This is a genomic window from Paraburkholderia acidisoli (assembly GCF_009789675.1).
In the GTDB taxonomy this organism is placed as follows: domain Bacteria; phylum Pseudomonadota; class Gammaproteobacteria; order Burkholderiales; family Burkholderiaceae; genus Paraburkholderia; species Paraburkholderia acidisoli.
In genome coordinates this window covers 469,507-496,318 of the sequence record NZ_CP046916.1, presented here as the reverse complement: position 1 = coordinate 496,318, position 26,812 = coordinate 469,507, and the positions used below count along the sequence as shown (strand labels likewise).

Below are 26,812 nucleotides of genomic sequence, written 5' to 3'. Positions count from 1 at the left end.
ATGTGAGCGGATGCATGGAAACCGATCAGCAAGCGCGCCCCGGATCATGTTGAGAACGAGCGTCTTTCCCTCTCGCTACGTACAGGGCGCCGGAGCGCTCGGCACGCTCGACGACGAACTCGCGCGATTCGGCTCGTCGGCCGCCTGTCTCGTGGATAGCAACGTCGTGACGCTGCGCGACACCGTGGTCGCCCAGGCGCGACGCGTACGGCTACACGTGCGCGAGACGGACGCGGCCTGCACCGAACGTTCGGTGAGCGACGCCACCGCATGGATCCGTGCAAGCGGCGCGCAGATGGTCGTTTCGCTGGGCGGAGGCAAAGTGGTCGACACGGGGCGCGCCGCCGCCGACAACCTGCGTCTGCCGTTCGTCTGCGTACCGACGATCGCCGCGTCCGATGCGCCCTGCTCCGCACTCTCGGTCATCTACGACAAGGATGGCCGTGTCGTGCACGACCGGTTCGTGCGGCGCAATCCCGATCTCGTGCTGGTGGATTCGCAGGTCATTGCCAACGCGCCGGTGCGATTTTTCATTGCAGGAATCGGCGATGCACTGTCCACCTGGTACGAAGCACAGGCGTGTCACAAGGCACACGCGGCCAATCTCTGCGGTGGCCACGCCAGCGCCGTTGCGCTGCAGACGGCCAGGCTATGTCGCGACACGTTATTCGAGCATGCCGTGCAGGCTGTGGACGACTGCCGTGCTCACCTCGTCACACCCGACTTCGACGCCACGCTCGAAGCGACCGTCCTGATGTCCGGCATCGGCTTCGAGTCGGCGGGCGTGGCTGCCGCGCACGCGATTCATCATGGCCTCGCGGAATTGCCTTCATCGCACCGCTTCCTTCATGGGGAGAAGGTGGCGGTCGGCACGCTCGCGTCGCTCTTCCTGTGGCCGGCGCCGGACCGCGAACGCCTCGCGGTATTCCGCTTTTGCCGCGATGTCGGCTTGCCGACCCGTCTTGCCGATATCGGGGTCGATGCCGACGACGGCGAAGCGCTGGAAACGGTTGCCGAACGGGCGTGCCGTCACGGCGAAATCATTCACAACGAGCCCTACACGGTAACGGCCGGCATGGTCGTCACTGCGCTGATCGCCATGGACCGATACGCAAAACGAAACGTTCATTGATTTCAGGTCTGTTCGTGCGGCGCGCGCGGCGCTCGCACCGGCATGCATCAATCAACCCATAAAAGGAAACGCAGTGTTCAAAGTATATGTGACCGATTACGACTATCCAGACCTCGACATCGAGCGCGCGATCCTCGAACCCATCGGTGCACAGGTGATCGGCCTGCAGTCGCGCACCGGCGAAGGGCTCGCCGAACTCGCGAGCGATGCCGACGCGCTGATGCAGCAGTACGCGAAGATTCCCGCCGAAACCATCCGGGCGCTCGAGCATTGCAAAGTCATCGCGCGCTATGGCATTGGCGTCGATATTCTCGATGTCGACGCGGCGCGCGCGGCGGGCATCGTGGTGACGAATGTGCCGGACTATTGCATCGAGGAAGTGGCCGACCACTCCATCAGCATGGCGTTGACCATCTTCCGCTCGATTCCCACCTATACGGCGTCCACGCGGCGCGGCGAGTGGCACTGGAGCAAATGGAACCGGCCGATTGCCCGCATGCGCGGCAGTGTCTTCGGCATGGTGGGCTTCGGCCGGATTGCGCAGAACATGGCCCGCAAGCTGCATCCGTTCGGCTTCGAGATCGTCGCCTACGACCCGTTCGTCAGCGCGAGCCTGATGGCATCTCACGGCGTGGAGAAGGTTTCGCTCGAAGCGATGCTGCCGCGCGCCGACCTGATCGATGTCATGTGCCCTTACACGCCACAGACGCATCACCTGATCGACGCGCAAGCGCTGGCGGCGATGAAGCCCGGCGCGCTGCTGGTGAACTGCGCGCGCGGCAAGGTGGTCGACAATCGCGCGCTCTACGACGCCCTCGTCAGCGGCCATATCGCAGCAGCGGCGCTCGACGACACCGAAGAAGAACCCGCCAAGCAGTCGGATTGGTCTCCGCAAGACAACCCGCTCTTTGCACTGGAGAACTGCATCGTCACGCCTCACGTGGCGTACATCTCGCAGGATGCGCTGAACGAGGCCCGCCGTGTTGCCGCGGAAAACGTGCGCGCCGTCCTGCTCGGCGAAAAGCCGCTCAACCCGGTCAACGCCGGCTACTAATCAACCAATCCACCTGGAGGAAATTCGACAATGAGCACGACTATCAACCCGCGCCGCGAAGTGGACGCCGAACTGATCGCGCGTTTTGTCGCCATGGCCGACGTCATGTCACTGTCTTGCGTGGTTTCGGACGCCCTGCAGCGCAACGGCACCATGCGTCACGACATCAAGCCGAAAGGCGCCGATCGCAAGATCATCGGCCCCGCTCTGACCGTGCAGTTGACCGCGGGCGATATCGTCGACTGTCTCGACGTCTTCACCGTTGCCAAACCGGGCGATGTCATCGTCATCGACGCATTCGGCGAAACCGAAACCTCCATCTGGGGCGGCTTGATGACGGGCCTCGCGCGCAATGCCGGCGTCGTCGGCGCGGTGATCGACGGCAGTTGCCGCGATACCGACGAAGCGAAGTATCTCGACTTCCCGGTTTCGGCGAAGGTTTCGGGCCCGCGTCAGGCTCATACGGCCATCAGCGGCCGCCGCGAGCCGATCAGTATCAACGTGCCGATTTCGTGTGGCGGCGTGATCGTCAATCCCGGCGATCTCGTGGTTGCCGACGAAATCGGCGTGGCGATCGTGCCGCAGGCCGATATGGCCGCCGTCTACGAGCGCGCGAAAACCATCGCCGATAACGAAGCACGCATGCGCGAAATGGTTCTCGAGGGCAAGACCTTCCAGGATCTGCTCGACAAGTTCGGGCGCATCTGAGGTGCGGCCACGCATCTCTTCAGGAGAAGAATGTTGAAGATCGAAAGTGTAGAGTCGTTCGTACTCAAAACCGCGCTCGACAAACCCTTCGCGTACTCCCAGGGTTGGGTCACCGGCCGCTCGACCACGGTGGTGCGAATCCGCACGACCGACGGCCTCGAAGGCTGGGGGGAAACGTTCAGCGTGGGCCTGCAACCGCCGGAGATCGCCGCCACCGTGATCGAAAGCGCGCTCAAGCCGCTTCTGGTGGGTCAAAATCCGCTCGACACGGAAGTGTTGTGGAACAACATGTATCTGCGTACGCGCGATTTCGGCCGCAAGGGGGTGGTCCTCGGCGCGATCAGCGCGGTGGATATCGCGCTCTGGGATATCTGTGGCAAGGTCGCGAAGCAGCCCGTCTGGCAGTTGCTCGGCGGCGCTTTCCGTCAACGTGTGCAATGCTACGCAACGGGTTTTTTCCGGCCTGAAGGGCAAGGTCAGGCGAACGAGATGGCGCTCGAAGCGAGGCGTCATCAATCGGCGGGCTTTTCCATCATGAAGGTCAAGCTCGGCTTCGGTCTCGACGACGATATCGCCGTGATGCACGCCATTCGCGAAGCACTCGACCCTCGCACGCAGTTGATGATCGACGTGAATCACGCCTACGGCGCGAACGAGGCGATCCGCCTGGGCCGCGCGCTCGCCGACTTCAAGCTGCGCTGGATCGAGGAACCCGTGGTGCCCGAAGACCTCGCCGGCTACCGGCGCGTGCGCGACGCCATCGACACGCCCGTGGCGGGCGGCGAAGCGGAATTTTCCATGTATGGTTTTCACGATCTGTTCAAGGCGGGCGCGGTGGATATCGCCCAGCCGGACATCTGTCTCGCGGGCGGTTTCACGGCGCTCAGGCATATCAACACGCTCGCCCAGGTCAACGGCGTGAAGGTCAATCCGCACGTGTGGGGCACCGCGATCGGCCAGTACGCGTCAATGCATATGATCGCCGCCACGCCCGATACGCATTACTCGCTATTCGCCGATCAACCCCTGTTCGAATTCGATACGTCGTCACACCCGTTCAGGACCGCGCTGGTCAAACAGCCGCTCGAACATCAGGGCGGCTGGCTGAACGTGCCCACAGGCCCGGGCCTCGGTTTCGAACTGGATCAGGCATTTTTCGACAGAACGGCGGTTCGCGTCGGAGCTTGAGGCCGCAGCAGGCGAAAAACGTGGAGAACATCACGATGCAGAACAATGAACGCTGGACGTTGAAGTGGGCGCACGGCGAAGCCACGGTCCAGGCCATGGGCGGCATGCTGGCGCCCGTGCGCTTCGATATCGGTTCAGGTCGCAGTGTTTCTCCGCTTCACGTGGCCCCGTGGGGAGACGATCCGGCCTGGCCGGGACTCATGCGCGCGTTGCGCGGCGAATGGCCCTGCGTGCCGTTCGGCACGATCGATGTGCCGGACAACCTTCCGGCTGGCTTCACGCCGCGCGAGGCGGGCGACGAATGGCGCCATGGCTTCAGTTCGAATCACCTGTGGCAATGCGTGGAGCACACGAAACACCGCGTCGCGCTGCGTATCGACTATCCGCAGGATAGCGCCGTCGAAAGCCTGCACCGCGTGATCGAAGCCAGCGCTGACGCGCCCGCGCTCACTGTCACGTTAACGGTGAAGGTACGTCGCGACATCACCTTGCCATTCGCGCTTCACCCCACTTTCGCCGTGCCGAAAGAAAGCGTGCAAGTGCTGGCGTGCCCATACCGCGCGGTACACACCTACCCCGTTCCGGTCGAGCCGCGGTACTCGCGCATTGCGACCAACCGCACGTTCGACTCGCTGCGCGCGCTCGACACGCCGGAGGGGCCGCTCGACGTCACGCGGCTGCCATTGCCCCGGATCACCGAGGAACTCGTCCAGCTCGAAGCGTGCCGGCCGCCGTTCGTGTTGCGCTATCCGGCGGACAACGCCGACGTCGAGCTCGACTGGAACACCGACGACTTCCCGGACGCCGTTCTCTGGATCAGCAACGGCGGACGCGACTATGCGCCGTGGTCCGGCAGGAACTTCGCGCTGGGAGTCGAACCGGTGTGCGGCTTCTTCGATCTCGGACGCGTCGTCACGCCGCCCTCCCACCACCCGCTGGCCGGACGCGAGGGATTTCGCTTCGAGGCGTCCGCGCCGCGAACGATTCGCTACACGCTGTCCGCAGCGTTGTCTTCTGAATAGACGATGAAAAGGCCAATTTCCCGCCGCTTCGAGCCGCTATTCAAGCTTCTGAAGCGAATGGAAGCGAGACAGCACCATGGCCTCGTCGCGCGCCGTGCCGCCGGCCGATCCGGCGAGCTCTCACCGGGGTCCGCCGAGACGTTGACCGTTCTGTTCGCGGATCGCCTGGCGGGCGTTGTCCTTAGCCGGATACCGCGTGCTGGAAAGCGCTGAAGCGCGCCGTCGGCCTTCAGCCACGCTGTTCACCCGCATCACCCGTCGAGAGTCGAACCCATGCAAACGGACACTAGCGCGCCCCGCCACGGGCGGGCGTGGATCTGGACCGGCCACGCCGATCCGCTTTCACTCGAACTGAAAACCGTCGATGCTCCGCCGCTCGCCAGCCGCGAAGTGCTGGTGCGCAATGCCGTAATCGGCCTGAATCCTGTCGACTGGAAAATGCTGCGCGGCGATCATGCCGGCTGGCGTGCGGGCAAAATTCCCGGCGTGGATGGCGCGGGCATCGTCGCCGCGGTCGGCGCGGACGTCGAGCCGCACTGGCTCGGCAAGCGCGTCGCCTATCACACGAGTCTCGCGAAGCCGGGCAGTTTCGCCGAATACACGCCGGTCGCCGCGCGTGCGTTGTTGAGCGTCCCGGCGGGTGTGAGCTGGGAGAGTGCCGCAAGCGTGCCGTGCCCGGCGCTGACCGCCTGCCTCGCCCTCGACAAGCTGCCCGACCGCAAGGGCGCTCGCCTGTTGATCAGCGGCGCGGGCGGCGCCGTGGGCCTCTATGCGCTACAACTGGCCGTCAGGCGCGGATTCGAAGTGGATGTCATGTGTCATCCACGACATTGGGCGCGGTTGCACGAACTCGGCGCGGGCGCGTGCTTCGAAGGTGCGCTCGATGCGTCCAGTATGTGGCCGACGCAGAACGAAGGACGTTACTTCGCGATTCTCGATAGCGTCGACGGTGCGCACGCGGCCCGGCTAGCGCCCGCGATTTCGGCGAACGGTCATCTGGTTTGCGTGCAAGGCCGCGTTCAGGATTGGCCCAGCGAGCCGTTCGGCGTGTCGCTTTCGTTGCATGAGGTCGCGCTCGGCGCGTTACATCGCTATGGCAACGACGCAGACTGGGCACGCCTCGTTGCGATGGGCGTCGATTTTCTCGACCTCGTCGATCACTCGCAACTACGAATCGAAACACACATCGTGGGAGATTTCGAGTCGCTCGCCGAACGCCTCGATGCGCTCAAGCATCGCAGCTTCTCCGGAAAATCGCTTATTGCGGTGCGGTCCGACACACCGTAACTCACCGCCAGAACACAAGAAGGGAGACACCTGTTCATGCTTCAAACAAAACACGCGGCAAACCAGAACGCGCTGCCCAAACCCGCTGGACGTCAGCGCTGGTTCGTTCTGAGCCTGCTGTGCCTGATCGCGCTCGTCAACAACATCGATCGGCTCACGCTCTCCATTGCCGCACCCGCGATGCAATCCGAACTGGGAATCACGGCCACGGACATCGGCTTGCTGGGGAGCGCGTTTTCCCTGTTCTATGCGTTCGGCCAGTTACCGTCCGGCTGGTTCATCGACCGCTTCGGCCCGCGCAAGCTGCTCGGCATTTCCGTGCTCGTCTGGAGCGCGGCGACCGCCGCGATGGGTATCGCGCAGAATTTCGGCGCATTTCTGTTCGCACGAGCCTGGCTCGGCGTGGCCGAGTCGCCGTCCCTGCCGTCCACGAACAAGATCGTGACGCAATGGTTCCCGAAGAAGGAACAGGGCATCGCCAACGCGAGCTGGGATGCGGCGCTCAAGATCGGGCCAGCCTTCTTCACGGCGGCGCTCGTTTTCGTGGTGGCGCAATTCGGCTGGCGGACCATGTATGTTCTGGCGGGCGCCGCAGGCCTCGCCGTGACGGTGATTTTCTTTGCCTGCTTTCGCGACGTGGACCGGAACCCGCGCCTGAGCCCGGAAGAGCGCGCGTATATCGAGCAGGACGGCGGTACGCGCACATCGGTGCACGATACGCGCGTGCCCTGGCTGACGATGTTCCGGCGCCAAAGCATGTGGGGCATGATGGCCGGCTTTTTTTGCAACATGTGGGTGTATCAGATCTTCCTCATCTTCATTCCCATGTTCATCATCCGGCAGTTCGGGCTCAAGTTTTCCTCATTGGGCATTGCGGCCAGCGTGCCCTGGATCGGCGCGATGATCGGCGATATCGCGAGCGGCGTCGTTTCCGGCAAACTCGCCGGGCGCCCCTGCTGGAGCACGCTGAAAGCCAAGCGCGTTACGATCGTTGTCGCGCTTCTGCTGCAAGCCGGGGTACTGGCGCTGCTGCCCTTCAACGCCATGTTCGGTCAGGCCGCCGGACTGCCCGTGGCCGTCGTTCTGATGGCTTTCGCGCTGGGATTCAATGGCGCGGTCGTCGCGCATGCCTGGTCGCTGCCGGCCGAGGTAACGGCGCCTTCCACCGTTGCGTCGGCCGCTTCGGTGCAGAACTTCGGCGGCTTTCTCGGCGCGACCTTGTCGCCGCTCGTGGCGGGCATGCTGGTGGACGCAACGCACTCGTTTACGCTGGTTTTTCTTTCCTCGGCGGTGGTGTCGGTGCTCGGCGCGGTCGCGTATCATTTTTATGTCCGTCAGCCCATCATTTCGGAACAGGAGACGCAGAGTGCGAATAGCCTGTCACGCGTAACGAGCTGACTCGAGTTGACTTACATCGCGCCGCGGAGCCGTCAACATGCATGATGACCTCATCCCCTTGCTAGCCGGTATCGTCGGCAAACGGTTCGTCTTTACCGGAGCCGCGAGGACACGTCGTTTTCAGCGGGGTTATCGCTATGGCGGCGGCACGATTCTCGCCGCCGTCCAGCCCGGTACGCTCATGGAGATGTGGCGCGCGTTACAAGCGTGCCATCGCGCCAATGTCATCGTCATTTGTCAGGCCGCGAATACCGGGCTGACAGGTGGCTCGACACCCGTTGCGGATGGCTATGACCGTCCCGTCGTGGTGATCAACGGCATGCGTCTGCGGCGGCTGGACCTGATCCGCAACGGCGAACAGGTGATCTGCCAACCGGGCGTGACGCTCGATCAACTGGAAAGGCGCCTGCAACCGCTCGATCGCGAGCCGCACTCGGTGCTCGGCTCGAGTTGTATCGGCGCTTCGGTCACCGGCGGTATCTGCAACAATTCGGGCGGCTCGATGATTCGCCGCGGGCCGGCGTTTACTCAGCTATCGATCCATGCGCGCATTACCGCACAGGGCGAACTGAAACTCGTCAACCACCTGGGAATCGATCTGGGCGACTCCGCCGAAGCCATACTCGGTCGCCTGGATGCAGGCGAACTACCCGGGGATATTCCCGCCGCGAATGGACTGCTCGCGTCCGACCAGGAATACAGCACGCACGTGCGAGACATTTCCGCATCCACGCCCGCGCGTTTCAACGCCGATCCACGGCGGCTCTATGAAGCATCGGGCTCCGCCGGTCACGTCGCAGTGTTCGCGTTGCGGCTCGATACTTTCGCGGCCGACAAACAGACTCAGGTGTTTTACATTGGCAGCAACGACCCGGCCGAACTCGAAACGCTGCGCCGCGACGTGCTGAGCGGCTTTCGAAACCTGCCGATTGCGGGCGAGTACATGCATCGTGGGGCATTCGATATCAGCCGCCGCTACGGCAAGGATATGTATCGCTACATTCAGGCATTCGGAACCGATAAGGTGCCTCGCGCCTTCGCGCTCAAAAGCGCGTTCGACGGCTTCACGAAAAAATTTGGCCTTGGCAATGCGATCAGCGACCGGTTACTCCAGGGCGTGAGCCGGCTGCTTCCCGCGCATTTGCCACGCCGGTTGATCGACTACCGCGACCGCTTCGAGCATCATTTGTTGCTCAAGATGGGTAACGACGGCGTGAGTGAGGCGCGAGCGTATCTGGCGTCGCGTTTCCCATCCGCGAGTGGCGATTATTTCGAGTGCACGCCGGAGGAAGGCGCGGCGGCGTTTCTCAATCGCTTTGTGATTGGCGGCGCCATGGTTCGCTATCGGGCGGTTCACCCCAAAACCGTGGAAGACATCGTGGCGCTCGACATCGCGCTGCCGCGCAATGCCACGGACTGGTTCGAACGACTGCCGCCGCAGATCGCAGAGCGCATCGAACTGACGATGTACTGCGGTCACTTCTTTTGTCATGTCCTGCATCAGGAGTATCTGGTCAAGAAAGGCGCCGATTGCGACCGGATCAAGGACGACATTCTGACGCTACTGGCTTCGCGCGGTGCAGAGTATCCCGCCGAGCACAATGTTGGGCACCTTTACGAAGCCAAGGCGAGTCTTAGACAGTTCTATCAGAACCTCGATCCCACTAACGCTTTCAACCCCGGCATAGGAAAGACTTCACGGCTTTCCCACTGGGGCCACTCGACTTACGACTGCCGTTGCCAGCCTGCCCATTCGGCCGAGGATGCCAATTCCGGGTGATTTCACGCTTCCATCCGGTTTGCGTGGTAGACAAAACTGTCGCCGGCGTTGAGCAGCAACAATTGGCCGCCGACAAACAACTCGAGTTGCCCTTCAACGACATCGCCAATCTGCTCTTCCGCAACCGTCGTGAAAAGACCGGCTCCCGTCGACCCGTTTGGCTCGATCTCCGCGCGATACGACCCAATCGATCCGCTTGCGGCAATTGGCGTGAGGTTCGCTTTCCTGATGCCGCGATCACCCATTTCGATGCGCCGACGATGTGCCGCCCGCGTTCGCCTTTAATGGCCGTGCGCTCCGCTGGCGACAACCCGCGCGCATGGTCCCTCAGTGCCGGTCGAACGCAAACACCAGCTCGTACACCCCGAAGTCCTCCGCAGCCACGCCGATCTGCGCGGCCACTTCGATCGCCGCATGCATCGACGTTTGATCGAGCGACTCGATCAGCATTGCACCCGCGAAGGCGCCCTCCTCGCCGTTGCGCATCGACTTCTCGCGCGTGACGATGCCGGTCGCGTCCGATGCCACCCGCATGAGCGTGACGCCCGTCACGCGATCCACGGCCGCGATCGCGTCGAGCCGCGGCTGCGCCGTCTCGCCTTCGCAGCACGCGGGCAGCGCCTCGGCGAATCGCAGCACGCCGAGGCGCGCGCCGAACGCCGCCGTGTTACCCGCGCGTGCCACCACGCTGCCGCCGCCGCGCCGGAAGCCGCCGAGCTTCGGCATGATGCGCTGCGTCCAGGGTGTGGGCTCGTCGAGCCGCGCGCGATAAGCTTCGCTCGACATCACATCGGCATGATCGAGTTCGTAGACGATCGCGAATTCCGCGGCATCCGCACCATTCACGCCGCTCACGATGGCGCGCCGGTATGCGCGCCCCGAGCGGAAACCCGGCACGCCCACGCGCTCGAAAATATGCTCGCGCGTAAGCCAGTGCAGATAGTCGGTTTCGAACTCGCGCGTGACCGTGCTCCAGATCGCGAGCAAACCCGCCCCTTTGGCTTGCATCGTTGGCAGCGTGGCCGCCACTGCGTCGTGCGCCGCGTTCATGCCGATGCCCCGCGTGCGAGCGCGTCGCTTTGGCCCGTGACGTCTTCCACGCTGTCGAGGCGATTCATGTCGATACCCGCGGTCTCCGGCCCGATCGCGATCATCGCGAACGACAGCAGGTTGAGCGCGCCGCACAGTGCGACGAGGCCCCACGGCGAGCCATTGCCGAGCTTGATGAGCCACGTCGCGACCACGGGGATCGGGCCGCCCGCGAACAGGCTCGCGCCAGTGAACGCGAGTGCCGAAGCCGAGTAACGCACATTGGTCGGAAATACCTCGGCGAAGGCCACGGGCTGGATGCCGGTCTGCACCTGCGTGAAGCCCATGAAGAGGCCCATGGCGAGCGCCATCACCGCGAAGCTTTTGGTGCCGAGCATCGGAAAGTAGCAAAGCATGATGACGAAGGTCGCCGCCGAGGCAAACAGCAGCGCGCGTTTGCGTCCCACCCGGTCGCTCACCAGGCCGCCCACGATCGAGCCGACGATGGCACAGGCATTGGCGATCATCAGCAGAATGAAGCTGGTTTGCTTCGGCACGCCGAGCGTGTTGGTCAGATAGCTCAGCGTGAACACCACGGCCAGATAGAACAGCGCCGTGGGGCCACAGAAAAACAGCATCATGCGCAGAATCGTTTTGTAGTGCAGACGAAATGCGTCGTGCAACGGCCGGCCCTTCTGCGCGATGGCCGAGCGCTTCATCTCCACGAACGCGGGTGTTTCGCTCACGCGGACTCGAATGTAGATGCCCACCAGCACGAGCACCACGCTCGCCACGAAGGGGATACGCCAACCGTAGCTCAGGAAAGCCTGCGCGCTCATCGTGGCGGATAGCGTCAACAGTACCGCGTTGGCCACGATCTGGCTCAACGGGGCGCACATGCCGATCAAGCCCGAGTACTTGCCACGCCGGTCGGCGGGCGCGTGTTCGAGCGCCATCAACTGCCCGCCCGTGGATTCGCCGCCCAGCGCGAAGCCCTGCACGATGCGCAGAATCACCAGCAACAGCGGCGCGAACACGCCGATTTGCGCATAGGTGGGCAAGAGCCCCATTAGCACGGACGTGATGCCCATGACCGAAACCGTGCCGAGCATCAGGTTGCGCCGCCCCACCTTGTCGCCGAGATGGCCGCAGATGATCGCACCGAGCGGTCGCGCCGCGAGTCCCACGCTGAAGGTCGCGAGCGAAGCGAGGATCGCCGAGGTTGGGTCGAGCGCGGGGAAAAACAGCTTGGGCAGGATGGTGGCGGCAACCGCGCCGTACAGCGTGAAATCGAACCATTCGAGCGCCGTTCCCAATGTGGCGGCGCTCACGGCGCGGTTGGCCATGGCAAGCGACGAGCGCTCGGGCGTAGCGGTTTGCATGAAGGTCTCCTCGTGATGTGGATTTTATTTCGTATAGCTAAACATTCGTGATACTAATGATTCAATCAACACGCTCTTTCGCGCGAAGCAGCGCTCAGCGTCTTGCCGCGCCGCTCACGCCGTACGCGTGGTTTTTGCCTCGCTGCCGCCGCTATGTTCCTGCGCCAACGGCCTCCTGAACATGGGCGAAACCGCACTCGCTTCGGCGAGTTCTTCCGCTGTAGCCTTGAGTGCGGGCACGAGCGCCTGCATGCGATCCTCGCTCAAACGCGACATGGGCCCGGCGATAATGAGGATCGCGCGCACCTCGCCGTTGGGCGCGAGCACGGGCGTCGCCATCGAACTCATGGCGGGCAGAAACATGTCCTGGGTGGTGGCGTAACCGTGCTCACGCGCGGCTTCGACGAGCGGCATCAACGCCTTGAAGGTGGTGGGCGCGCGCGGGCCGAATTCGGCGGGCGTGCCGAAGCCTTGTTGCGACACGAGGCGCATGGCTTCTTCGTCGGTTTTGCCCGCGAGCCAGATCATGCCGGCCGCGCTGCACGAGAGTGTGACGGGGCGGCCCATTTCCGGGTCGTAGCGCAAGCCCTGCTTCGCGCCCTGCGCCTTGGCCACGTAGATGAGCGTTTCGTTCTCCACAATGGCGAGGCGCACCAATTCTCCCGACGCCGCCGCGAGCCGCTCCAGAATGGGCTGCGCGATATCCACCACGCCGCCCGCGCTGAGGAATTTGAGGCCCAGCGAGGGAATTTTCATCGTCAGTGAAAACTCGCCGCGCCGTTCGTCTTTGTGTACGAGACCGAGTTCGATGAGATCGCTGAGCAGCCGGTGCGTGGCGCTCAGCGGCAAGCCCAGTTCGCCCACGAGTTCCGTGAGCGTCTTGCCTTCCGGCGCGGTGGCCAGTTCTTCGAGAATACGGAAACTGCGTTGCAGGACGGCGCTCATGCGGCTGATCCGGTGGGACACGGTTATCGGAACCATTGCAGGGGAAATCTCACATCACCCGACGATTCCGGCATGGAACCTAGAATATGGAAATGTTTTCCACTTTGCAAGTTGTTTCCGAAACTGGCGGGTTTACCCCGTTCGCTGCCTTTTCCTGCGTTGATGGTCGGCAGCGCGGAACCTGCGCGACATCGCGGCGAAAACCATGGGAAGGCAGACCACAGCGCGAACACGGCGCGCCGGTCACGCCCATGCGCTTTCGCATCCCGCCGGACGGCGGGGTCTCGCGAGTGAGATTGACGGGGCGCGCCGCCGCGTAAAAAACCGGGCTCGCGGCGGCGCTTCGCGCTCGAGTCAGCGCGCGCTAACGCATCAGGATTGCGGCAGCGCGTAGGCCACCACGTAGTTGCCCTTCGGCGTATGCATGAAGTGGTGGCCCGTGGCTTCGATCACCACGAACTCGCGGCCGCCTTCTTCGTAGACCATCGGATTGGCCTGGCCGCCCGCGGGCAGCGGCGCCGACCAGACGGTCTTGCCCGTGTTGATGTCGATAGCGCGGATCAGGTCGTCCGTGGCCGCCGCGATGAACACCAGCCCGGACTGCGTGACGACCGAGCCGCCGTTATTGGGCGTACCGATGTTGATCGGCAGGCCGGTCGGCAGGCCGAAGGGGCCGTTCTCGCGTGCCGTGCCCAGCGGACGATCCCACACCGTTCGGCCCGTGCGCACGTCGACCGCGCGAATGCCGCCGTAGGGCGGTTCCTTGCACAGCATGCCCGTGAACGGCAATTGCCAGCCGGCGTTGACGTCCACCGCGATCGGCAGGCCCGCTTGCGGATCGCCCTGACCTTCGGCTTGCGACGCTTTCGCGTTCGGGTCGCTCACCACGTCCAGCGCATGCCATCCCAGTTTGTCGGCCTGCTTGCGCGAGACGAGGCGCGTGTAGTTCGGCATGTCGTTGTAGTTGATGACGACAAGACCGCGCGTGGGATCGAACGACACGCCGCCCCAATCCGAACCGCCGTTATAGCCGGGATAGTCGATGATCGGCTTGTCCAGGCGCGGCGGCGTATAGCTGCCGCGATAGTCGGCCTGCTGGAACTGGATACGGCAATAGAGCTGATCCAGCGGCGTCAAGCCCCAGGTGTTCTCCGGCTTCAAGTCCGGCTTCGCATACGAGTTGAACAGCGAATACGGCTGCGTCTTCGCGCGCGCCGCCGGTTCGATCCCGCCTTGCGGCGCCGGACGTTCCTGCACGCCGAACAGCGGTTTGCCCGTCGCGCGATTGAGCACGTACATCTGGGCGTTTTTGGTGGGGAACAGAATGGCCGGCACGATCTTGCCGTCGGGCGCCTTGTAGTCGTAGAGCGTGGGCGGCGAACCCGGATCGTAGTCCCAGACATCGTTGTGCGCGTTCTGGAAGGACCAGCGCGGCATGCCCGTTTCCACATCGAGCGCGGTGAGCGAAGGCGAGAACTTCAGTTCTTCGGGCGTGCGCGTGGACGAGTAATAGTCGCCCGAGGCATTGGCGACCGGCAGATATACGAGACCGAGCTTGTCGTCGCCGGTGAACGACGTCCACACGTCGGGCGAGCCGCGCTTGTAGGCATTGTCGCCGTGGCGCGGCTTCGGGTCGTAGGGCGTGGCCGCATCCCAGGCCCATTTGAGGGCGCCCGTCTTCACGTTATAGGCCTTGACCACGCCCGGCGGCCCGAACGCACGCTGGCCGTCGACCACTTCGTGACCCACCACGATCGTGTCGCGCACCACCACCGGTCCCGAGGAAATGGCCACGTAACCCTTGTAGGTCTTGCCCATGTCTTCGAGGATCGACACCTCGCCGTGATTGCCGAAGTCGGCGCATCGCTTGCCCGTGTTCGCGTCGATCTCGATCACGCGGCCGTCGAGCGTGCCCAGGACGATACGGCGCGAACAGGCGGCGGCGGCAGCCGGATTCGAGTCACCCGACGACGCAGGCGCCGGCGTTTGCGCGTTCGCGGCCGGATCGGCGTAATACGCAAGCGAGCGGCACGACGGCGTGTAGGGAATGGCGTCGGGGTTGACGTGCGGATCGAACACCCACTTCTGGCTGCCCGTGGCGGCGTCGAGCGCCACGACCTTGTTGAGGAACGCGCACACGTACAGCGTATTGCCGATCTTCAGCGGCGTGTTCTGGTTCCCCCACTTCGCGCCCGAAGGCGTCTCGCCCGCTCGCGCCGTCCACGCCACGCGCAGGTCCTTGACGTTGGCCGGCGTGATTTGCGTCGCCGACGAAAAGCGCTGCGCGGCCTGATCGCCGCCATAGGACGGCCAGTCCGTGCCGGGAATGCCGGCCGCCACGCTGCTGCCGGTGTCGGCGGCGAAGGGATCGCCCTGGCTCACGGGCACGTCGCTCGCCGTCGTCACGTGATACGGCACGAAGGCCAGCCCGATCGCCACGACGAACCCGAGCACGAGCACCGCCGAAATACCACCGGTCAGCTTGCGCGAGAGGTCCGGCCGCAATGACGGCAACAGGAACGAGAAGGCGATCGCGAAGAGCATCATCAAGGCGAAGCGCGGCACCCAGCCCCAGTAGTCGGTACCCGACTCCCAGATCGTCCATGCGAGCGTGATCACGAACAGCACCGCGAACCACGTGGCGGCGGCACGGCTGCGCCGGAACAACCCGATCGCACTGCCGATGCTCAACACCCCCGCGATGGCGTAATACCAGTTCCCGCCGAGCGCGATCAGCCAGACCCCGCCTATGACCATGCAAAGACCGAAGACGGCCAGCACGAGCGCGAGCAACAGCCTGCCCCATCGCGCGAGGGCACTTTCCGACGTACTCATCATTGTCCTTTTTACGTGTGGTCGTGCCGTTCACCCGGGAGGAATGCGGCACGCAAAAACGCGAGGGCCATGGCTGGCCACTCGCGCGTTTTTTTTGAACGATTGCACGGCCGCGTGAAGCGAGCGAGCGTCCAGGCAGCGAGCCCTGCGTCCGTGTCTGCATAGCTATGCAAGCGACGATCCTGACAAACGCCTTCCAGATTTTTCGCGCCGCGTGCTGCCGCGTGGGCGCGGAGGCTTCTGCTACGATCGGTTCATGTCCAGAAGCCGCCCCAACCCGATCTCGCGCCAGGCCGAGCCCGTCGCGCAGCCTTCCTCGACCGCGGTCGCGCGTCTGGCGGGCGTATCGCAGTCGAGTGTGTCGCGCGTATTCACGCCCGGCGCCGCGGTATCCGAAAGCGTGCGCGAAAAAGTGCTGAAGGCCGCCGAAGCCCTGCACTATCGGCCGAACGCGTTGCCCGCCATTCTGCAAACCGGCCGCTCGGGCATCATCGCGGTTATCGTCGGCGGCTTTTACAATCCTTTTTACACCGAGTACCTGTGGCGCGTCGTGTCTCTGCTGCGGGAGCAGCGGCGGGAAGCGATGGTCGTGCATACGGCCAGCGACGACCATCTCGACGAGATCGTGGGCGACCTCTCGCGTTACCGCATCGACGGCGTGATCAGTACGCTGTCCATTCGTTCGCGCCAGGTGGCCACGCAACTGGAGGCGTTCAAGATCCCGGTCGTGGCCATGAACTCGCGCGCGATCGGTACGGTGCGCTGCATCTCGTCCGGCAATCTGAAAGCCGGCGCAATGGCCGCCGACGTGCTTCATCGCGCGGGCTGCCGGCGCATGGCGTATCTCGCGGGGCGCGACATCCCCGTGCAAAGCGATCGCCAGAAGGGTTTCGTCAATCGTCTGCGCGCCCTGGGGCTGCCGGAGCCCGAGATCGTCGGGGCGGGCTTCAACTACGAAGACGGCCATGCGGCCGCTACCCGGCTGCTGTCCGCCCGAGGACGCAAACCGGACGGGATCTTCTGCGTGAACGATCTCGTGGCGATCGGCGCGCTCGACGCCATTCGCGGCGATTTCGGCTTGTCGGTTCCCGACGATATCCAGGTCATCGGGTTCGACGACGTGCCGATGGCGGCATGGAAAAGCGCCGACCTCACGACGTTTCACCAGGACATGGACGCCCTCGCGGCAGGCAGTGTCGCGCTGCTGAGCGGCGACACGCCGGCGCGCCCCGTGGTCGTCCCAACCCGCCTCGTCCTGCGCGGCACGACGCGCCGACCCGAGACAGGCGGCACGGCCGCGGCCTGAACGGAGGCCGCGCGCCGCGCGGTTTCATGACTTGGGAAATGCGCCGCCGCCCATGCAAAACGCCCCTTGAAAAAGGGGCGCCGAAGTTTGCTGCGTGGGCTCGAACGTCGTCTTACGCGCCCGTGGTTTCCGCGAGTTTATCCAGCGAAGCCACTTCGCCCTCGTTGGCCAGCAGCGCGCGCTTGCGAACGTAGCGCATGATGCTCGTCGCGCCGTAGCGCGAACCGCCCATGCCCGACTTCTTGAACGCGGTCTTCTCGCCGTCGAACATCATGACGCGCGGCAGTTCCGTGTCGTTGATACTCACGCCGCCCGCTTCCATCTTCGTGGCGAAGTCGCCGGCCGTGTGCGTGTCGGGACCGAACACGGCGCCGCTCAGGCCGAAATTCGAGTCGTTCATCAGGCGCTCCGCTTCGAGGTCGTCGGTGAAACGCATGACCGGCACGATCGGGCCGAAGGTCTCTTCGGTCATGATCGTCATCGTGTGATCGACGTTCGTGACGATTGTCGGGTCGATCCACACGGCGCCGTCCACCGCGTCGCTCTTGCCGCCCAGCACGATCGACGCGCCTTTGTCGAGCGCATCCTGCAGTTGCGCGTCGATGATCTGTGCCTGGCGTTCGAAGATCATCGGTCCATAGTGGCCGCCGTCGCCCGCGGCCAGACTGCGGCGCATCGCGCCCGCCTGCGTGCGCAGTTCCTCCACGAGCGCGTCATACAGCGAATCGTGCGCATAGACACGCTCGATCGCGTAACACACCTGCCCCGAGTTATAGAGCGCGCTGCGCAGAATGCTGGTGGCCGCGCGCTTGACGTCCGAGCCCGCGAGCACGACCGCCGCGTCCTTGCCGCCGAGTTCGAGGAACGCGGGAATGAAGGCCTGCGCGGCCGCCGTCGCGATCTTCTGCCCCGTGGGCACGCTGCCCGTGAACACCACGGCATCGGCTTGCGCGACGATCGCCGCACCGGTTTCGGCGCCGCCGGTCACGAGCGTGATGATGTTGGCGAGAGCCGGAATCGCGGCGATACTGCGGCGCAGCGGCTCGATGAAACGCGGCGTGACTTCGCTCGGCTTGATGACCACGGCCGCGCCCGCCACGAGCGCGGGAATCGCGTCGATGAACGACAGCACGAGCGGGAAATTCCACGGGCTGATCACGCCCACCACGGGGTAGGCCGCGTAGGTGATCTTGAACACGACGTCGGGGTGCGCGTCGAGCTTGCGGAACGGCGTGGCGAGCACATCGGGCGCGTGCTGGCAGAAGCCATGAATGAAATGGATCACCGCGCCGAGTTCTTCGTGCGAGATGCGGTGCCGCGCGGTGTCGACGGAAAGCGCCTCGACAATCGCGGCGCCGTTCTTCTCCAGCTCGTCGGCCCAGGCCAGCAGCGCCGCCGTACGATGCGGCAGGCCGCCTTGCGCCCACGCATGCTGGGCCGCGCGAGCCGCGGAGATCGCGGCGCCCGTTTGGCCCGCGTCCATATTCTCGATTTCGTAGTCGAACTCGCCGGTGCGAGGATTGCGAACTGCGATAGACGTCATCGTGTTTCCTTTTCGTTGCGTGGTGCCGTCCACACGGGACGGATCGTTTCATGCAGCGCGAGTCGTGACAACACGGCTCACGCGACGATGGTCGATGCTAGCAACGTAAAAACCCGGAAGACACGGGGCGCGAGGCGATCCTGCCGATTTCCTATATCAAAGAGCGTGACGCATACGCATTGCGCCCGTTCCGCGAGCGAACCCGCGTTACTTCGCGCGCGGCGGCGTGCTCAACGACGCTTCGCGCGTTTCGTTTTCAGTGGGCCGCGGCGCTTCCGCGGAGAGCGCCTTGTCCTTCCCGGCGCCCGCTAGCGCGAGCGTATCCGTTTTCCCCAGTGAAACCGGGCTCGCGAGACGGCGCGCGTCTTTCGGCGCGAAACCGAAGTAGTCGCGAAACGCCGCGGTGAAACTCGTTTGATGCTGATAGCCCACCGCGAGCGCAACCTGCCCCACCGGGTGGCGGCCTTCCACGAGCAGATGCAATGCGTGATTCATGCGGCAGCGCAACCCGTACTCGAAGATCGTCATGCCGTAGAGAAACTTGAAACCGCGCTTGAGCTTGGACGCGTTGGTGCCCACCGCGCGCGCGAGTTCGGGAATGGTCGGCGCGAGACGCAGGTCCGCGAGGATCGTTTCGCGAGCCTTCTCGATCAGCCGCAGGTCGCGCGCCGACAACGTTTCGCCGGGCTTGTCGTCGCTCAAATGCGCCAGCCACATTTCGATGCACGCGCACAGGATCTCCGTGCTCTTGCCTTCGAGATACAGCATTTGCCGCGCGCCGCGATACGGCGAAGCCAGCAACTGCTCGGCGATATGCAGGGCCTCGACGCTGAACGGAATCTGGCGGTTATAGATCTGGTCGTTGCCGATGGCGGCCAGTTCCGCGCGAATGCGGTCGGCCTCGCCGCCCAGCGCGCGCAACAGGCGGTCGAAGTAGCGCTGCGTCACGTAGAGCCCCACCGACTGCCACGGTCCCGGGCCGCACGTGACCTGATAGCGCACGTCGGCGCCCTGCCGGCACACGAGCAGATTCGGCGCGTTGACCTGAAGATTGCCGGTGTCGGAGAAGTCCACGCTCGCGGGCCCCGAGAGCGAGAAGTGAAACTCCACGAACGACTCGGGCAGCACGCTTTCGGAGCGGCTATGCGCGTAATTGCAGTCGGACACCACGATAAAGATCTCGTCGCGAATGCTCGCCATGCGCCACGTGCCTTCCTCCGCGTCGCCCGGCACCGGCACGACGCAGCCGAACAGCCCGAATTCCGGCACGCTGATGCAATCGGGCCGGGTGCGTAGCTGATCGAACGCTTCGGTCAGGCGCGACTGCGGACCGGCCAGCGACGTGCGAAAAAGACCCAATGGCGTTGACATAACGGCTCCAGAGCAAAAAGGGGGGCGGCGGTAACGCGATGCGCATCATTATCGGGCGGCCAAAATAATCCTGGGACTTGGGGCGTTCCCTGCCTTTCGCTTGATACGGATCGGCACGGGAAGATAAAAACCGCTTTGCCTAGATCGACGTCCCGATCGCCCATATCGGCCGAAATTGACGCGGGTATAAGTAGCGCACGCGCGGCGCTTACCGCACGCCATTTCCTCTTTGAATCGACGAGAACCCGCTACGATGAGACATTACCTTTCCAGGCTGCGAGCGCGCGGCGAACTGCTGACCGTGACGCGCGAAGTCGATCCGCGCTACGAGGTTGCCGCGGTCGCGCGTCGTCTGCAGCAGGAGACGACCCGGCCGGTCCTTTTCGAGAACATACGCGGCAGCAAGCTGCCGGTTTTGCTGAATCTCTATACCGATCACGAGCGGCTGCGCGAGATCATTCGCTGCGAGGCCGACGAAACCTTCTGCGCGCGCCTCGACCGCGAAATCTCGCTCGCCGCGACCAACGAAGCGCCGCTCGAGCACGTCGCGCCGCCGCGCGACTGGATCACCGGCAAGCTCTCCGACCTTCCCATACTCACGTATCACGAACGCGACGGCGCGCCCTATATCACCGCGGGCGTGTTCCTCGCGAAAGACCCCGACACGGGCCGCAACAACCTGTCGTTTCATCGCTCGATGGTGGTGTCCGACGACGAGTTGCGCATTCGCCTCGGCAGCAGCCACGACCTCGCGCAATTCCAGTTGCGTGCCCAGGCGCGCGGCGAAGCGCTGGAAGCCGCGATCCTGCTCGGCGCCGACCCGGAAATCTTCATGAGCGCCTGCGTCTCGCTGCCGCCCGACGGCGACGAGATGGCGCTCGCCTCCACCATGCGCGGCGGCCCCATTCCCATGCGCCGCGCGTTCACGGTCGATCTGGACGTGCCGGTCTCCGCCGAGATCGTCATCGAAGGCCGCATCCTGCCGAACGTCAAGCGGCCCGAAGGACCGTTCGGCGAGTTCATGGGCTATTACGTGGAAGTCGGCGACAACCACGTGTTCGAAGTCACGCATGTGGGCTGGCGCGAAGGCGCCGTGTTTCAGGGGCTGATCTGCGGATCGGACGAAGACCTGCGCCCGCTCGAGGCCGCCACGGCCGCACGCATCTACAAGGCCATCTCCAGCCAGGTGCGCGGCGTACTCGACGTGAGTTGCCGCCCGACCGTGATGAACACCATCATCAAGCTCGACAAGCAATACGAAGGCCACGCCCAGCACGCGTTGCTGGCCGCGCTCGGCTCGCACCTGGACTACAACAAGCTCGTGATCGTCGTCGACAAGGACGTCGACATCTACAACATGGACGAGGTGATGTGGGCGTTCCTCACGCGCGGCCGCGCCGACACGCGAACGATGGTGATCCACGACGTGCCCGGCTTCTACCGCGATCCGCACAAGGATCACTGGGGACGTCTGGCGCTCGACGCCACCAAGCCGTGGGGCCGCGAAGCGGAGTTCGCGCGCAAGTCGATCCCCGGCGTGAACGAGGTCGTGCTAGCCGACTACCTGCCGCGCTTTTCGGGCCAGGAATCATGAGTCGCGCGAGCCACGAAGGCGCGGCGCGCGGCAAGCGCGTCGTGGTCGCCATCACCGGCGCGACCGGCGCCGCGTACGGCGTGCGGCTGCTCGCCATGCTGCGCGCGAGCGGCGTCGTGACCCATCTCGTCGTGTCGCGCGCCGGCTGGATGACGCTCCTCGACGAAACGGGCCTGGACCGGCACGCGTTGCGCGAAGCGGCGGACATCTATCACGACCAGAACGAAGTGGGCGCGAGCATCGCGAGCGGATCGTTTCAGCACGACGGCATGGTGGTCGCGCCGTGTTCGATGAAAACGCTCGCCGCCGTCGCCCATGGTTTCGACGACAACCTGATCGCGCGCGCCGCGAGCGTGGCGCTCAAGGAGCGGCGCAAGCTCGTGCTGCTCGCGCGCGAAACGCCCTTGACGCTCGCGCATCTGCGCAACATGACGCTCGCGACCGAGATGGGCGCCGTCGTCATGCCGCCCTTGCCCGCGCTGTACGCCAAACCCGACAGCATCGAAGCGATGATCGACTACACCGTCATGCGCGTGCTGGATCAACTGGGTATCGAACCGCCGCAAACCTACGCGCGCTGGCAGGGTCTCGCACGGCAATAAAGACGGCGCAACGAGCACGCGGCCAACACGGCGCGACCATGACAAAAGGCCCGGAACATGATGTTCCGGGCCTTTCTTATTGAACGGCTCGCGGCGAACTTGCGGAGCGCCGCAGCGCGGCGCCCGCCCGCTCAGTTCACCCGCACCGGCGCCATGGCCGCCTTGCGTCCCTTGCCGCTGCGCTTGCGCGCCGCCATCGAGAGCAAGGTGCCCAGCACGAACAGCGCGGTGACGAGCTTGAGGTCGGAAGGCTGGAAGCCGATCGCGAGCACGATGGAGATGAGCTGGAAGTAGATGATCGAACCGATGATCGGTGCCACCACCTGGCGCAGCATCGAGCGATTGCCCACCACCGCCTCGCCCAGCAGCAGCGCGGCCAGACCGTTGACCAGCACGCCGAAGCCCATGTTGACGTCGGCGAAACCCTGGTTCTGCGCGAGCATCGCGCCGCCCAGCGCGGCGAACAGATTCGCGAGACCCAGCCCGACCAGCGTGTAGACCTTCACGTTGATGCCCTGCGCCTTCGCCATCGACGGGCTCGAACCGATCGCGCGCATGGCGAGGCCGTGCTGCGTGCCGAGGAACCAGAGCACCCCCGCGCCGATCACGAGGTCGATCACCGCGAGCATCAGGATGCGCGGCGTGTAGCCGCCACCCGCGTCGGGCAGCCACGAGAACACGCTCGAATAGGCGAACAGCGCGGAGTTCGGCTGCCCCATCACGCGAATGTTGACCGAGTACAGCATGGACAGCACGAGAATGCCGCACAGCAGCGTGTTGATCTTCGCCTTCTCGTGAATGTAGCCGGTCAACAGGCCCGCGACGAAGCCCGCGAGCGCGCCGCCGAGCAACGCCATGACGGGGTTGAAGCCGACCATGAGCAGTTTCGCGCAGACGCACGCGCCGAACGGAAACGCGCCTTCGCCCGTCATGTCCGAGAAGTTCAGAATGCGAAAGGGGATCATGATCGCCACGGCGATCAGCGCATAGGTCAGACCTTGCATCATCCCTACCGGTACGAGACCGATAAAACCCGTGATCAGATTCATGCGTTCACCGTGCGCGCCGTTGCCGGCTCCTCGTTAAAAGTCGCCATCAGCTTTTCCATCGTCATCGTGCGCTTCGCGTCGCCGGTCAGATCGCCGACGATCTGGCCGTCGCGCATCATGACGAGGCGGTTGCCGTAATCGAGCGCGTGCTGCATGTTGTGCGTCACCATCAGCGTGGTCAGGCCCGCTTCGCGCACGACCTGCTCGGTCACGCGCATCACGATCGCCGCGGTGCGCGGGTCGAGCGCGGCCGTGTGCTCGTCGAGCAGCAGCAATTGCGGACGTTGCAGCACCGCCATCAACAAGGACAACGCCTGACGCTGGCCGCCGGAGAGCAGCGACGCCTTCGCCTTCATGCGCTTTTCGAGGCCGAGATCGAACGACGCCATGCGTTCGCGGAACGCCTCCGACTCCGCGCGCGTGAGTCCCTGGCCGAAGCCGCGTTTGAGCCCGCGCAGGTTCGCGACCGCGAGATTCTCTTCGAGACTCAGCGCGGCCGCCGTGCCCACCGATGGGTCCTGAAACACGCGCGAAATGTATTTGGCGCGCTGGTGCGTCTGTAGCCGCGTGACTTCCTGCCCGTCGATGAGGATCTCGCCCGAGTCGGGCATCACCTCGCCCGCCAGCATGTTCAGGAAGGTCGATTTACCCGCGCCGTTGCCGCCCACCACCACGGCGAAGTCGCCGGCTTGCAGCTTCAGCGAGACGTCCGTCAACGCGATGCGTTCGTCGACCGTGCCGGCATGGAACGTCTTGCCGACCCGCTCCACCGACAGCATAGGAATATGTTTTTCGCGCATGTTCACGATCCGGGCGGGCTGGGTGTCTTTCAGTCGATGAAGCATTGGCAGTCCTCGAACGATTTCGGCACGCTCAGGCCAATTTTGGCGAACTGGCTGCGGCTGATCTGCGTGACATAGTCGGACTTCGCGGGCGTGAGGACCGGCAGCGCGGTGGTCTTCTCGCCCTTCAGCACGCGCACGGCCTGGCGCGCGGCGTTTGCGCCCACCGACTGCAGCGAGACCGCGTACGAAGCCGTGGCCATGCCCTTCTTGATCGCTTCGGTTTCCGAACTAATCACGGGAATCTTCATGCGTTGCATGCTCGCGGCCACGGCCGGGATCGCGGACTGCACGAGATTCGACCCGGTGATGTAGACGAAGCCCACGCCGTCGAGCATTTGCGCGCGCTGCGTGATGTCGTTCACGCTGTCCACGCTCACTGGCTTGAACACCAGACCCGCGCGTTTCGCGGCGGCTTCGAGCGCATGCGTGGTCACGACGTCGTTGGCTTCGCCGGGGTTGTAGAGCGCGCCGAACGATTTCACGCCCGGCAGCAGCTTTTTGGCGAACGCGAGCACGGCGTCGAAGTCCTGCAGGTCCGACGAGCCGGTAAAGCGGTCGCTGCCGTGCTTCCAGTCGGGCGTGAGACCCGCGGCCACCGGGTCCGTCACCTCGGTGAAGACGAGCGGCACATGCGGGTCGGTCACGGCGGAGCGCGCCACCTGGGAAACCGAGGTCGTCACGGTCAGCACGAGCGCGGGACGCTTCGCCATGATCTGCGAAAACATCTGCGGCATCAGCGCCTGCGTGAAGTTCGCGTCGCTGTAGGCGTAGGTCACGTTTTTACCGTCGACGTAGCCCTCTTTCGCCATCTCGTCCTTGAAGCCCTGGATGGTCATGGCCAGCGACGGATGCGGGCCGAGATTGGCGATGCCGATGGTCAGCGGCGCGCCCGCCGGGACGGCCGCTTGTGCGCTCGATTGCGCGAACGTCGGGAACGGCACGCTCGCCACACCCGCGAGCAGGGCAAGCGCCGCGACGGCGGCGCGGCGGCGGCTGCGACCGCGCAAGCTGGGGCGGGAGGCCGCGCACTCGCGGACTTTTCTGGTGAAACCCTTCATGGCAGCTTTTCCGTAGCGTAATAGGTAGCGAATTTGTAGCATCGAAGTTGCCGGCGAATTTATTCGCGTCCCGGCTTTTGCCGTTTCGCTAAAAACTGGTCCGTTTTGCCTAGTTTTGCGCGCGCGACAGCACGATTTGCGCGGCGCGCTCGCCGCTCGCGCAGGCGCCCGTCAACAGCGCCTGGGCGGTCCAGTCGCCGCAATAGACCACCGGACGGTCACGGCGCCGGTCGGGACTGGCCTGCCAGCGCCAGAAGGACTGCAGCCGCGCGCCGTAGCCGAGGCCGAACACGGGCAACTTGCGGGGTATCCATTGATTGACGACGGCCGTGACATGACGGTCAAAATCCGGAATGCGCGCACGCAGTTCGTCTCGTAACAGTACGTCGAGCGCTTCGGTCAGCCCGTTGCGCTCCGCTTCCTCCGCCGCCTCGGGCGTGAGCTGGCAGTAGATCTGCGTCACGGGGCGGCCGTTGGCGGGCGCGGCGGGCAACTGCTGATACGTCGAGATGCGGCTGTTCGAGCCGCGCGCGGCGAAGTGCATGAGCGCTGGCAAGGGCTGCGCGAAACCATAGTGCACGACGCCCAGCGCGTTGTAGCGCACGGCGGCGAGCATCTGGCGCTCGTCGGGCAACGGGTCCTGGACCAGCGCAGCCGCGAGCGAGCCTTCGGTCGCGCACACCACATGGTCGGCAAACAGCGTCTCGCCGCCGGCCAGCGCGACCGCGAAGCCCGCGTCCGGCAGCGCAGCGGCGCTACCCCGGTTCACGCGCGCGATGGACGCCACGCGTGCGCCCGTGCGCACCTCGAGCCTCGCGGCGAGCGCCTGACACACGCTGCCCATCCCGCCCTTGAGCGTGTACACCGTGTCCTCGCCGATCAGATGCGGCACCGTGGTGCGGTAAAACAGCGCCGAGAGCGTTTCCGGATTGAAGCTGCGCGTGGACCGGAACACCGGTTCGACCATGCTGGCGAGCGCCTGCGGGCCGACCGCGCGGCGCACGTAGTCGGCCAGCGTCTGCTGATCGGCGGCGGGATCGTCGGCGAGTGCGCTCATCGCCCAGTCGGGGTCGACGCGCTCGCGCGACAGGCGCATGCGCAGCGCGTGGCCCACCATCGCGGCGCGCTCGCCCAGCGGCAGCCCGGGCGTGGCGAGCGACCGTGCCGAAGGCATCAGTTCGATCGTGTGACGGCTGCCGCCCGTGCCGATGCAATCGGCCGTGAGGCGGCGCAGCGGCACCAGCCGGTCGGTCATCGCCAGTTGGGAGGTGAGCCGGTTGAAGGCGCTGCCGAACGGGTAGACCAGACGCGCGCCGCTATTGAACGCGATCTCGCCCACGCGGCGGTCGCCCATGCGGCCGCCCACTACCTCGCCGGCCTCGAGCACGGTCACGCGCAGGCCGGCCTCGTGGAGACGATAAGCGGTGGTCAGCCCCGCGATGCCCGCGCCCACCACCACCGCGCTCGCCACGCCGCCTCGTGCCGCCTGCGCGCGCGCATCCGCTTCGCCACGAACCGCGGGGTCGCGCTTCAAGGTCCGGTCCGTGCCGGCCGGGAAATCCGCTTGATTCATACGTTACCTGTTGAAGGGCGCCGCCAGACGGGCGCCACGAGATCGCCCCGGCACGGCAATGCGCGGGTTCCGGGGTCTTTCATATCGACATGCATCGCAACGGTCTGCATC

The 26,812-nt window shown here is 64.8% G+C and carries 22 protein-coding genes; 11 read left to right on the top strand and 11 right to left on the bottom strand.

Annotation, left to right across the window (positions count from 1 at the left end; translation table 11 throughout):
- Positions 1–10: 10 nt before the first annotated feature.
- From FAZ98_RS30745 to dld, 8 genes are all read left to right on the top strand, one after another.
- Positions 11–1,132, top strand: coding sequence for a glycerol dehydrogenase (locus FAZ98_RS30745; RefSeq protein ID WP_325073086.1), 1,122 nt, complete (start codon positions 11–13; stop codon positions 1,130–1,132).
- A gap of 73 nt (positions 1,133–1,205) precedes the next feature.
- Positions 1,206–2,186, top strand: coding sequence for a C-terminal binding protein (locus FAZ98_RS30740; RefSeq protein WP_199272490.1), 981 nt, complete (start codon positions 1,206–1,208; stop codon positions 2,184–2,186).
- Between the two features lie 30 nt (positions 2,187–2,216).
- Positions 2,217–2,894 carry an RraA family protein gene (locus FAZ98_RS30735; RefSeq protein WP_158957377.1) on the top strand — a complete coding sequence of 226 codons (678 nt, stop codon included), beginning with the start codon at positions 2,217–2,219 and terminating at the stop codon, positions 2,892–2,894.
- 30 nt (positions 2,895–2,924) lie between these two features.
- Positions 2,925–4,082 (top strand): mandelate racemase/muconate lactonizing enzyme family protein, encoded by a 1,158-nt coding sequence (locus FAZ98_RS30730; protein ID WP_199272489.1) that lies wholly within the window; start codon positions 2,925–2,927, stop codon positions 4,080–4,082.
- A gap of 20 nt (positions 4,083–4,102) precedes the next feature.
- Positions 4,103–5,104, top strand: coding sequence for an aldose epimerase family protein (locus tag FAZ98_RS30725; protein WP_158957375.1), 1,002 nt, complete (start codon positions 4,103–4,105; stop codon positions 5,102–5,104).
- Between the two features lie 273 nt (positions 5,105–5,377).
- Positions 5,378–6,391, top strand: a complete 1,014-nt coding sequence (locus FAZ98_RS30720; protein ID WP_158957372.1) for a zinc-binding dehydrogenase — start codon at positions 5,378–5,380, stop codon at positions 6,389–6,391.
- A 36-nt stretch (positions 6,392–6,427) separates the two neighbouring features.
- Positions 6,428–7,789 carry an MFS transporter gene (locus tag FAZ98_RS30715; RefSeq protein ID WP_158957370.1) on the top strand — a complete coding sequence of 454 codons (1,362 nt, stop codon included), beginning with the start codon at positions 6,428–6,430 and terminating at the stop codon, positions 7,787–7,789.
- 37 nt (positions 7,790–7,826) lie between these two features.
- Entirely contained in the window at positions 7,827–9,569 is a 1,743-nt protein-coding gene (dld, locus tag FAZ98_RS30710) for a D-lactate dehydrogenase (RefSeq protein WP_158957368.1), read from the top strand.
- Between the two features lie 2 nt (positions 9,570–9,571).
- Here the strand turns inward: dld and FAZ98_RS30705 are convergent, their stop codons facing one another.
- The 5 genes from FAZ98_RS30705 to FAZ98_RS30685 all read right to left on the bottom strand — a co-directional run bounded on the left by FAZ98_RS30705 (position 9,572) and on the right by FAZ98_RS30685 (position 15,763).
- The gene (locus FAZ98_RS30705; RefSeq protein WP_158957366.1) at positions 9,572–9,814 is read right to left on the bottom strand and encodes a cupin domain-containing protein; all 243 of its coding nucleotides are present in this window, start codon (positions 9,812–9,814) and stop codon (positions 9,572–9,574) included.
- Positions 9,815–9,896: 82 nt separating this feature from the next.
- On the bottom strand, positions 9,897–10,619 hold the full coding sequence (locus FAZ98_RS30700) for a hypothetical protein (protein ID WP_233273021.1): 723 nt from the start codon (positions 10,617–10,619) through the stop codon (positions 9,897–9,899).
- Positions 10,616–11,980 carry an MFS transporter gene (locus FAZ98_RS30695; protein ID WP_158957364.1) on the bottom strand — a complete coding sequence of 455 codons (1,365 nt, stop codon included), beginning with the start codon at positions 11,978–11,980 and terminating at the stop codon, positions 10,616–10,618. Before FAZ98_RS30695 ends, FAZ98_RS30700 begins: the two co-directional genes overlap by 4 nt.
- Before the next feature lie 114 nt (positions 11,981–12,094).
- On the bottom strand, positions 12,095–12,925 hold the full coding sequence (locus FAZ98_RS30690) for an IclR family transcriptional regulator (RefSeq protein WP_158957362.1): 831 nt from the start codon (positions 12,923–12,925) through the stop codon (positions 12,095–12,097).
- 372 nt (positions 12,926–13,297) lie between these two features.
- Positions 13,298–15,763 carry a membrane-bound PQQ-dependent dehydrogenase, glucose/quinate/shikimate family gene (locus FAZ98_RS30685; RefSeq protein WP_199272488.1) on the bottom strand — a complete coding sequence of 822 codons (2,466 nt, stop codon included), beginning with the start codon at positions 15,761–15,763 and terminating at the stop codon, positions 13,298–13,300.
- A 253-nt stretch (positions 15,764–16,016) separates the two neighbouring features.
- On the opposite strand from FAZ98_RS30685, the gene FAZ98_RS30680 reads away from it, so the two are divergent.
- Positions 16,017–17,066 (top strand): LacI family DNA-binding transcriptional regulator, encoded by a 1,050-nt coding sequence (locus FAZ98_RS30680; RefSeq protein WP_158957360.1) that lies wholly within the window; start codon positions 16,017–16,019, stop codon positions 17,064–17,066.
- Between the two features lie 112 nt (positions 17,067–17,178).
- Here FAZ98_RS30680 and FAZ98_RS30675 read toward each other — a convergent pair whose 3' ends face one another.
- Together FAZ98_RS30675 and FAZ98_RS30670 are read right to left on the bottom strand one after the other, a co-directional pair.
- The gene (locus FAZ98_RS30675; RefSeq protein ID WP_158957358.1) at positions 17,179–18,609 is read right to left on the bottom strand and encodes an aldehyde dehydrogenase family protein; all 1,431 of its coding nucleotides are present in this window, start codon (positions 18,607–18,609) and stop codon (positions 17,179–17,181) included.
- Between the two features lie 207 nt (positions 18,610–18,816).
- Entirely contained in the window at positions 18,817–19,980 is a 1,164-nt protein-coding gene (locus FAZ98_RS30670; protein ID WP_233273020.1) for a helix-turn-helix transcriptional regulator, read from the bottom strand.
- A 253-nt stretch (positions 19,981–20,233) separates the two neighbouring features.
- Here FAZ98_RS30670 and FAZ98_RS30665 point away from each other — a divergent pair, with 253 nt between their 5' ends.
- Together FAZ98_RS30665 and FAZ98_RS30660 are read left to right on the top strand one after the other, a co-directional pair.
- Entirely contained in the window at positions 20,234–21,574 is a 1,341-nt protein-coding gene (locus FAZ98_RS30665) for a UbiD family decarboxylase (protein WP_158957356.1), read from the top strand.
- Positions 21,571–22,176, top strand: coding sequence for a UbiX family flavin prenyltransferase (locus tag FAZ98_RS30660; protein WP_158957354.1), 606 nt, complete (start codon positions 21,571–21,573; stop codon positions 22,174–22,176). The genes FAZ98_RS30665 and FAZ98_RS30660 overlap by 4 nt, the downstream gene beginning before the upstream one ends.
- A gap of 131 nt (positions 22,177–22,307) precedes the next feature.
- Here FAZ98_RS30660 and FAZ98_RS30655 read toward each other — a convergent pair whose 3' ends face one another.
- The 4 genes from FAZ98_RS30655 to FAZ98_RS30640 form a co-directional block, all read right to left on the bottom strand.
- On the bottom strand, positions 22,308–23,225 hold the full coding sequence (locus tag FAZ98_RS30655) for an ABC transporter permease (protein WP_158957352.1): 918 nt from the start codon (positions 23,223–23,225) through the stop codon (positions 22,308–22,310).
- Positions 23,222–24,004, bottom strand: coding sequence for an ABC transporter ATP-binding protein (locus FAZ98_RS30650; protein WP_158958616.1), 783 nt, complete (start codon positions 24,002–24,004; stop codon positions 23,222–23,224). The genes FAZ98_RS30655 and FAZ98_RS30650 overlap by 4 nt, the downstream gene beginning before the upstream one ends.
- A gap of 50 nt (positions 24,005–24,054) precedes the next feature.
- On the bottom strand, positions 24,055–25,128 hold the full coding sequence (locus FAZ98_RS30645) for an ABC transporter substrate-binding protein (protein ID WP_233273019.1): 1,074 nt from the start codon (positions 25,126–25,128) through the stop codon (positions 24,055–24,057).
- A 109-nt stretch (positions 25,129–25,237) separates the two neighbouring features.
- Positions 25,238–26,701, bottom strand: coding sequence for a protoporphyrinogen/coproporphyrinogen oxidase (locus tag FAZ98_RS30640; RefSeq protein ID WP_158957350.1), 1,464 nt, complete (start codon positions 26,699–26,701; stop codon positions 25,238–25,240).
- Between the last annotated feature and the right edge of the window lie 111 nt (positions 26,702–26,812).